This window comes from Mesorhizobium sp. M8A.F.Ca.ET.218.01.1.1, from assembly GCF_004791165.1.
Lineage (GTDB): Bacteria > Pseudomonadota > Alphaproteobacteria > Rhizobiales > Rhizobiaceae > Mesorhizobium.
This window is the reverse complement of the sequence record NZ_SRUZ01000004.1, coordinates 553,755-561,170: the sequence shown is the minus strand read 5'-3', so window position 1 is coordinate 561,170 and position 7,416 is coordinate 553,755. Positions and strand designations below refer to the sequence as shown.

At 60.2% G+C, this 7,416-nt stretch carries 10 protein-coding genes; 8 read left to right on the top strand and 2 right to left on the bottom strand.

The window, feature by feature from the left end; genetic code table 11:
* The 8 genes from EN861_RS18730 to EN861_RS18695 all read left to right on the top strand — a co-directional run.
* The coding region (locus EN861_RS18730; RefSeq protein ID WP_135864863.1) for a 2-oxo acid dehydrogenase subunit E2 at positions 1–129 on the top strand (129 nt) is incomplete at its 5' end.
* 14 nt (positions 130–143) lie between these two features.
* Positions 144–557: a hypothetical protein gene (locus tag EN861_RS18725; protein ID WP_127872365.1), complete on the top strand. Its 414-nt coding sequence runs from the start codon at positions 144–146 to the stop codon at positions 555–557.
* A gap of 4 nt (positions 558–561) precedes the next feature.
* Positions 562–1,197, top strand: a complete 636-nt coding sequence (locus tag EN861_RS18720; RefSeq protein WP_127872366.1) for an SGNH/GDSL hydrolase family protein — start codon at positions 562–564, stop codon at positions 1,195–1,197.
* 15 nt (positions 1,198–1,212) lie between these two features.
* The gene (gene lpdA, locus EN861_RS18715; protein ID WP_127872367.1) at positions 1,213–2,658 is read left to right on the top strand and encodes a dihydrolipoyl dehydrogenase; all 1,446 of its coding nucleotides are present in this window, start codon (positions 1,213–1,215) and stop codon (positions 2,656–2,658) included.
* A gap of 99 nt (positions 2,659–2,757) precedes the next feature.
* Positions 2,758–3,015 carry a GlsB/YeaQ/YmgE family stress response membrane protein gene (locus tag EN861_RS18710; RefSeq protein ID WP_027142753.1) on the top strand — a complete coding sequence of 86 codons (258 nt, stop codon included), beginning with the start codon at positions 2,758–2,760 and terminating at the stop codon, positions 3,013–3,015.
* A gap of 137 nt (positions 3,016–3,152) precedes the next feature.
* A complete protein-coding gene (lipA, locus tag EN861_RS18705) occupies positions 3,153–4,118 on the top strand; it encodes a lipoyl synthase (protein ID WP_127872368.1) in 966 nt (321 codons plus the stop codon).
* A 36-nt stretch (positions 4,119–4,154) separates the two neighbouring features.
* On the top strand, positions 4,155–4,613 hold the full coding sequence (locus EN861_RS18700; protein WP_127872369.1) for a type II toxin-antitoxin system RatA family toxin: 459 nt from the start codon (positions 4,155–4,157) through the stop codon (positions 4,611–4,613).
* A gap of 144 nt (positions 4,614–4,757) precedes the next feature.
* Entirely contained in the window at positions 4,758–5,543 is a 786-nt protein-coding gene (locus EN861_RS18695) for a putative phage abortive infection protein (RefSeq protein ID WP_135864858.1), read from the top strand.
* Between the two features lie 37 nt (positions 5,544–5,580).
* On the opposite strand, the gene EN861_RS18690 is transcribed toward EN861_RS18695, so the two are convergent.
* Together EN861_RS18690 and EN861_RS18685 are read right to left on the bottom strand one after the other, a co-directional pair.
* Complete coding sequence (locus EN861_RS18690; RefSeq protein WP_135864856.1) at positions 5,581–6,072, bottom strand: CinA family protein; 492 nt, start codon at positions 6,070–6,072, stop codon at positions 5,581–5,583.
* On the bottom strand, positions 6,069–7,298 hold the full coding sequence (locus EN861_RS18685) for a bifunctional 2-C-methyl-D-erythritol 4-phosphate cytidylyltransferase/2-C-methyl-D-erythritol 2,4-cyclodiphosphate synthase (RefSeq protein ID WP_135864854.1): 1,230 nt from the start codon (positions 7,296–7,298) through the stop codon (positions 6,069–6,071). Before EN861_RS18685 ends, EN861_RS18690 begins: the two co-directional genes overlap by 4 nt.
* Positions 7,299–7,416: the final 118 nt, after the last annotated feature.

The window sequence follows — 7,416 nt, the reverse complement described above, 5'->3', positions numbered from 1 at the left end:
GTCAAGATCGCCACCGTGATGTCGGTGACGCTGTCGACCGACCATCGTGCGGTTGACGGAGCGCTGGGGGCCGAACTCTTGGTCGCCTTCAAGAAGTTGATCGAGAACCCGATGGGCATGCTGGTCTAGGAAAGGGAAGGGCTGTGCGAATATTCTTCACCAGCCTTTTCGCTTTTTTCATTTCCGGGTTGGCTGGCGGTCTGATCGCGCAATGGTTGGCTGTCGCCACAGTCGCCGAGGAAGAATACATCCTCGTTTTCATGTTCTCGGTGCTGGTGACCTTGGTCGTCACCTTCGTCTTCTTCGTGGCGCAATTGACGAATGATCCGGTCGCGGTCGTGGCGAGGGCGGGCAAATCGACGCTGATTGTTTTTGTGGTGCTGCTCGTCCTCTTGGTCGCGCTGATCCTCTACAGCGACGGCAGCGCCGCGTTGGTCAGGAAAGACATGCCGATAGTTGCCGGTCTCGGTCTGCCGGGCTTGGTGACGATCATCATCCATTGGTTGTTCGTGCGCTGGCGCGTGAAGCGCGGCGTGGCCGACATAAAGGCGGGTTGAACGGATGAAGACGGTTCTTTGTTACGGTGACTCGCTGACTTGGGGCTACAATGCCGAAGGCGGGCGTCATGCGCTGCCGGATCGCTGGCCAAGCGTGCTGCAGGCCGGCCTCGGCGAAGGCGTTCAGGTCATCGCCGACGGCCTCAATGGCCGCACCACCGCCTTCGACGATCATCTGGCCGGAGCTGACCGCAACGGCGCGCGGCTGCTGCCGACGGTGCTGACGACGCATGCGCCGATCGACCTGATCGTCATCATGCTCGGTGCCAATGACATGAAACCATGGATCCATGGCAACCCGGTTGCCGCCAAGCAAGGCATCCAGCGGTTGATCGACATCGTGCGTGGCCACGACTATCCGTTCGACTGGCCGGCGCCGCAGATCCTGATCGTTTCGCCTCCTCTTATCAGCCGCACGGAGAATGCCGATTTCAAGGAGATGTTCGCCGGTGGCGACGACGCCTCGAAGCAGCTTGCACCGCAATACGCAGCACTCGCCGACGAAGTCGGTTGCGGCTTCTTCGACGCTGGCACGGTGGCGCAAACAACACCTCTCGATGGCGTCCACCTCGACGCCGAAAACACGCGAAACATCGGCAAGGCGCTGACACCAGTCGTGCGCGTCATGCTGGAATTGTGATTGAAGGAGAAAACCGTGGCTGAGAACTACGACGTCATCATCATCGGCTCCGGTCCCGGCGGCTATGTCACCGCGGTCCGTTCCGCCCAGCTCGGCTTCAAGACGGCGATCGTCGAGCGCGAACATCTCGGCGGCATCTGCCTCAACTGGGGCTGCATTCCAACCAAGGCGCTGCTGCGGTCGGCCGAGATCATGCACTATTCGGATCACCTGAAGGATTATGGCCTGAAGCTCGACGGCAAGGTCAGCGCCGACACCGCGGCCGTGGTCGATCGGTCGCGGAAAGTGTCGCTCAGGCTCAATGGCGGCGTCGCGTTCCTGATGAAGAAGAACAAGGTCGATGTCATCTGGGGCGAGGCCAAGCTCTCGAAGCCCGGTGAGATCGTTGTTTCCAAGACGGCCAAGAAGCCGATGGAACCGCAGCCGCCGGTGCCGAAAGGCGTCAAGGGCGAGGGCACCTACACGGCCAAGCACATCATCCTGGCGACCGGCGCCCGGCCGCGCGCGCTGCCCGGCATCGAGCCGGATGGCAAGCTGATCTGGACGTACTTTGAAGCCATGGTGCCGAAGGAGATGCCGAAGTCGCTGCTGGTGATGGGTTCGGGCGCCATTGGCATCGAATTCGCCTCCTTCTACCGCACCATGGGCGCCGAGGTGACGGTGGTCGAACTGCTGCCGGCGGTCATGCCGGTCGAGGACGCCGAAGTCTCGAAATTCGCGCAAAAGCAGTTCGAGAAGCAAGGCATGAAGATCATCCTCGAGGCCAAGGTGACCAAGGTCGAGAAGGGGGCGAACTCCGTCACCGCGCATGTCGAGATGAAGGACGGCAAGGTCGAGAAGATATCAGCCGATCGCATGATTTCGGCCGTCGGCGTCCAGGGCAATATCGAGAATCTCGGCCTTGAGGCCCTCGGCGTCAAGACCGAGCGCGGCTGCGTCGTCATCGACGGTTATGGCAAGACCAATGTGCCCGGCATCTACGCCATCGGCGATGTCGCCGGTCCCCCGATGCTTGCCCACAAGGCCGAGCATGAGGGCGTCGTGTGTATCGAAAAGATCGCCAATTTTCCCGGTGTTCACGCGACGGACAAGCTCAAGATTCCCGGCTGCACCTATTGCAACCCGCAGGTTGCCTCGGTTGGCCTGACGGAAGCGAAAGCAAAGGCCGAAGGCCGGGATATTCGCGTCGGCCGCTTCCAGTTCGCCGCTAACGGCAAGGCCATCGCGCTTGGCGAGGACCAGGGCTTCATCAAGACCATCTTCGACAAGAAGACCGGTCAGTTGCTCGGCGCGCATATGGTCGGCGCCGAAGTCACCGAATTGATCCAGGGCTTTGTCGTGGCGATAAACCTTGAAACGACCGAGGAAGAGCTGATGCACACGATCTTCCCGCATCCGACGCTGTCGGAGATGATGAAGGAAAGCGTGCTCGACGCCTATGGTCGCGCCTTGAACGCATGATAGATTCGCCGCAGGAGACTCAGCTTCGAAGGCCGCGAGATCGCGACGGCGAGGCAGTTCGTTTCCGGATGCATTTTTACGCGCGCAAGGAGAAGGCATATGCACCTGAACGGCGTGGGCTGGATCGCAGCCATCATCATCGGCGGCCTGGCAGGCTGGCTCGCCGAAATGGTCATGAAGAGCAACACCGGCATATTCATGAACATTATCATGGGCATCGTTGGCGCGGTGGTGCTGAATGCCATCCTACAGGCGCTCAACATCGGCGTGTTCGGCGTCGGCTGGACCGCCTATCTGATCACCGGCTTCATCGGTGCCTGCCTGCTGATCTGGGTCGGTCGCCTGGTGCGCCGCTAGTCGATATCCTTCCCGGCTATGCGAAAACGGTTGTGGCGGCATGCGCCTCCGCAGCCTTTTTCTTTGTGTTGAAAAGTCCTAGATGACGTAAACGTGACGATCGCCGACGGGCGGTCGCGAGAAAAGCCAGGGTTCAGATGGTCACTGTCCTCGACACGATCGCCAACGCGCCGCGGCTGCGGCATCCCGAGAAAGCGCACAAGCCCGACCAGGAGGTGTTGCGCAAGCCGGACTGGATCCGCGTCAAGGCGCCGGTATCGAAAGGCTATGCCGAGACACGCGAGATCGTCAAATCCCACAAGCTGGTGACTGTATGCGAAGAGGCCGGTTGCCCGAACATCGGTGAGTGCTGGGAAAAGAAGCACGCCACCTTCATGATCATGGGCGAGATCTGCACGCGCGCCTGCGCCTTCTGCAATGTCGCCACTGGCATTCCGACCGCGCTCGATCCGGACGAGCCGGCCCGCGTCGCGCATGCCGTCAAGCAGATGGGCCTTACCCATGTCGTCATCACCTCGGTCGACCGCGACGATCTCGCCGATGGCGGCGCGCAGCACTTCGCCGATGTCATCCGTGCGATCCGGGCGGCAACGCCTCTGACGACGATCGAAATCCTGACGCCGGATTTCCTGCGCAAGGACGGGGCGCTGGAGATCGTCGTGGCGGCCAGGCCCGACGTCTTCAACCATAATCTCGAAACCGTGCCGTCGAACTATCTGAAGGTCCGGCCAGGCGCCCGTTATTTCCACTCGATCCGGCTGCTGCAGCGGGTCAAGGAACTCGATCCCTCGATCTTCACCAAGTCCGGCATCATGGTGGGACTGGGTGAGGAGCGCAACGAAATCCTGCAGTTGATGGATGATCTGCGTTCGGCCAATGTCGACTTCATGACCATCGGCCAGTATCTGCAGCCGTCGAAGAAGCACCACCCGGTGATCCGCTTCGTCACGCCGGAGGAATTCAAGTCCTTCGAGACGATCGGCAAGACCAAGGGTTTCCTGCTGGTGGCGTCGAGCCCGCTGACGCGCTCGTCGCATCACGCCGGCGACGATTTCGCCAGGCTGCGCGCGGCGCGCGAAGCACAGCTCGCGAAATCGCTCTGATGCGTCTTCGACGCGACGCCCTCTAGAGCCGGGTTCATGCCGAAATTCGAAGCCACCCGCCGCGTTGCTCACACGCCGCAGCAGATGTTCGCGCTGGTCGCCGACATCGAAACCTATCCGCAATTCCTGCCGCTTTGCGAGGCGCTGACGGTCCGCTCGCGCAAGGAACGGGATGGGCGCACCATCCTCGTCGCCGACATGAGCATCGGCTACAAGGCGATCCGTGAGACCTTCACGACCCAGGTGCTGCTGAAGCCCGACGAAAACGCCATCGATGTGAAGTACATCGATGGCCCGTTCAAATATCTGAGCAATGTCTGGCGTTTCGAGCCAGACGGTGCCGGCTGTGCCGTGCGCTTCTTCATCGACTACGAATTCAAGAGCCGTATCCTGGGCGCGCTGATGGGCACGATGTTCGACCGTGCCTTCCGCATGTTCGCCGAGGCTTTTGAGAAGCGCGCCGACGTCATCTATGGGGTTGCGCCGTCAGGCTGAGGTTAGTCAACCCAAGCTTTCGATGTTGGGGCGAACTTGACAATATTGCGATAAAGTGGCCCACAACTGTCCAACGCATTTCCGCGACGGTTAAAGTGTCGGTGAGTTGCGTGGCATGAAGTTTCCAGCCTGCCGGGGGAGGCAATGGAAGACAAAACTGTACGCAACGTCGCAATCGGCGCTTTCATTCTATGGTTAGTTTGGGCGCTGCATCCATTTCTGGCTCGGAGGATGCTAATCCCATGGGAGGCCACTTTGGTTGGCCAATGGGGCGACAGCTTTGGTGCGCTCAACGCGTTAATGTCGACACTTGCTTTTGCAGCTGTCTTTTACACCCTTCGGTTACAGCAGCGCCAAATTAATGAGGCGCAGCGCGACCAACATATTCAGCGCTTTGAGAGCACGTATTTTGAAATTCTGAAATTGTTTCGAGAAGCTCGCGATGTTGTTCAATTTAAGTATGGGGGAGGGTATGTGGCATCGAAGAATCTCATTGGAAAAAACCCTCTCTGTGAAGGTATAGAGGCAATACGCAGGGCGAATTTCGAAATGTTATGGCAGTTAGAAGGTGTTGATAGTAAAAAAATAACGTCTGATTATGTAAGCAATGTCTACAGGGCGGTTGTTATTGATCGCTACGAAAGCACGACCGGACCATATTTTCGGCTACTATATACAGTCTTGTTCCGTATCAGGAATGACAAACAACTTACCGTTGCTGAAAAACGAAGTTACGCCAACCTATTTCGTAGCCAGCTCTCATCCCATGAAGTCGCGTTAGCCGGCTACAATGGGCTCAACCCTGTTTCGAAGGACCTCGCAAATTTGATCACTGAGTTTCGACTTCTGAAATATCTCCCTGACGAATTTGGTCGTAACTATCTTACAAAATGTTATTCTCAGCAGGCGTTTGAAGATCGTCCTGATTAGCGGATCGGCTGATTGCAATCTACAGTCTTGGTCGTGCCTACTCTGCTCCCCCTAAGGTCTTCAAACCCAACTCCAGCGCGTGCCTGACCGTTTCGCCACGGATGAAAGCACGGCCCTTGTCGGCAAACAGTTGGCGTTCGGCGGTCACCGTTTGGCCTGCCAGGCCGACGCCGAACCACACCAGGCCGACCGGTTTTTCTGCCGAACCGCCGCCAGGTCCCGCAACCCCGGTAACCGCCAGGGTCAACCCTGCGCGCGATCGGGCAAGCGCACCGGCTGCCATCTCGATCGCCGTCTCGCGGGACACCGCGCCATGCCTGTTGAGCGTGGTGACGCGAACGCCGAGCATGTCCATCTTGGCCTCATTGGAATAGGTGATGAAGCCGCGATCGACCACGGCGGAGGAGCCGGCAATGTCGGTCAGCGCGGCAATGATCATGCCCCCGGTGCAGCTTTCCGCCGTCGCCAGCATGATGCCGCGCTCGCGGCAGGCCTCAAACAGGGCGATTGCCAGGTCGCTGTTGGTCATTCCGGAACCTCGCCGGGAAACACCACGCTGGCAGTGGCGATCGCCGCGATGCCTTCCTCGCGGCCGACGAAGCCGAGCCTCTCGTTGGTCGTCGCCTTGACCGAGATGCGGTCGGCGGAAATGCCCAGCATCTGCGAAAGGACTGACGTCATCGCCTCGCGGTGCGGGCCGACGCGCGGTGCCTCGCAGATCAGCGTGATATCGGCATTGGCGATGCGCCCGCCGCGCTCGCGCACAAGCCTTGCCGCATGTTCGACGAATATCCGCGACGCGGCGCCTTTCCACTGCGGATCGGAGGGCGGAAAGTGCGTGCCGATGTCGCCGGCCCCGCAGGTCGCGAGCAACGCGTCGGTCAGAGCGTGCAGGCCGACATCGGCGTCGGAATGGCCCGACAATTTCCTGTCATGCGGGATGGCGACGCCACAGAGCGTGACATGGTCGCCGGGCTCGAAAGCATGGACATCGTAGCCATTGCCGGTGCGGATATCGGGGAAGTGTGCCCGTTCGCTGGAAAGCCGCTGGTGTGCCATGGCGATGTCCCGTGCCCAGGTGAGTTTGACATTGTCCGGCGAGCCGGGAACGAGCTTTACCGGCATTTGCATCCATTCGGCGATCGATGCGTCGTCGGTAAAGTCGGTCTTGCCTCTGTTGTAGGCTTCCTCATGCATGGTCATGATCGCGAGGAAGGGAAAGCCTTGCGGCGTTTGCGCCGCGTGCAGCCCGCTCCTGGGGACTGTTTCGCCGACGGTGCCGGTGGCCGATTCGCGTTTCAGCGTGTCGGCGACGGGGAGGGCGGGAAGCGCGCCCTCGCGTTCGCCGATCGCCGCGATGGTGCGGTCGATCAGATCCATGTCGACAAAGGGGCGCGCCGCGTCGTGAATGAGGACCTTGTCGGGCGCGTAGCTTCTCAGCGCCTGCAGCCCGAGCCGAACCGAATCCTGCCGGGTCGCGCCTCCGGCGATTGCCGTCACCCGATCGGCATCGGTGCCCACGGCTTGCCGAAAAAGCTCGCGGTCCTCCGCATGAATGGCCACGACGATCCGGCCGATGAGCGGGTGCGCGAGAAAGATATCGATGACGCGCGCGATGACGGCGCGCCCGCCAATTCGTTGATATTGCTTCGGGCCATCGGTCTGTCCGGCGCGCGCGCCGCGACCGGCCGCGACGATAACCACCGCGACTTTGCCACCCGGATCCGAAGCCTGATTTTCAGTTGCGCCCGTCATGCAGTCCGGTCCTAGTCGCGGCCAAGGCCGAAGGCCAGCATTTTCCCAATTGCGCCTCAATGTGGCGTCATTCCGCGTTGCACATTTCTCTCGATCTGGCTAGAGAATGTGCAACGAA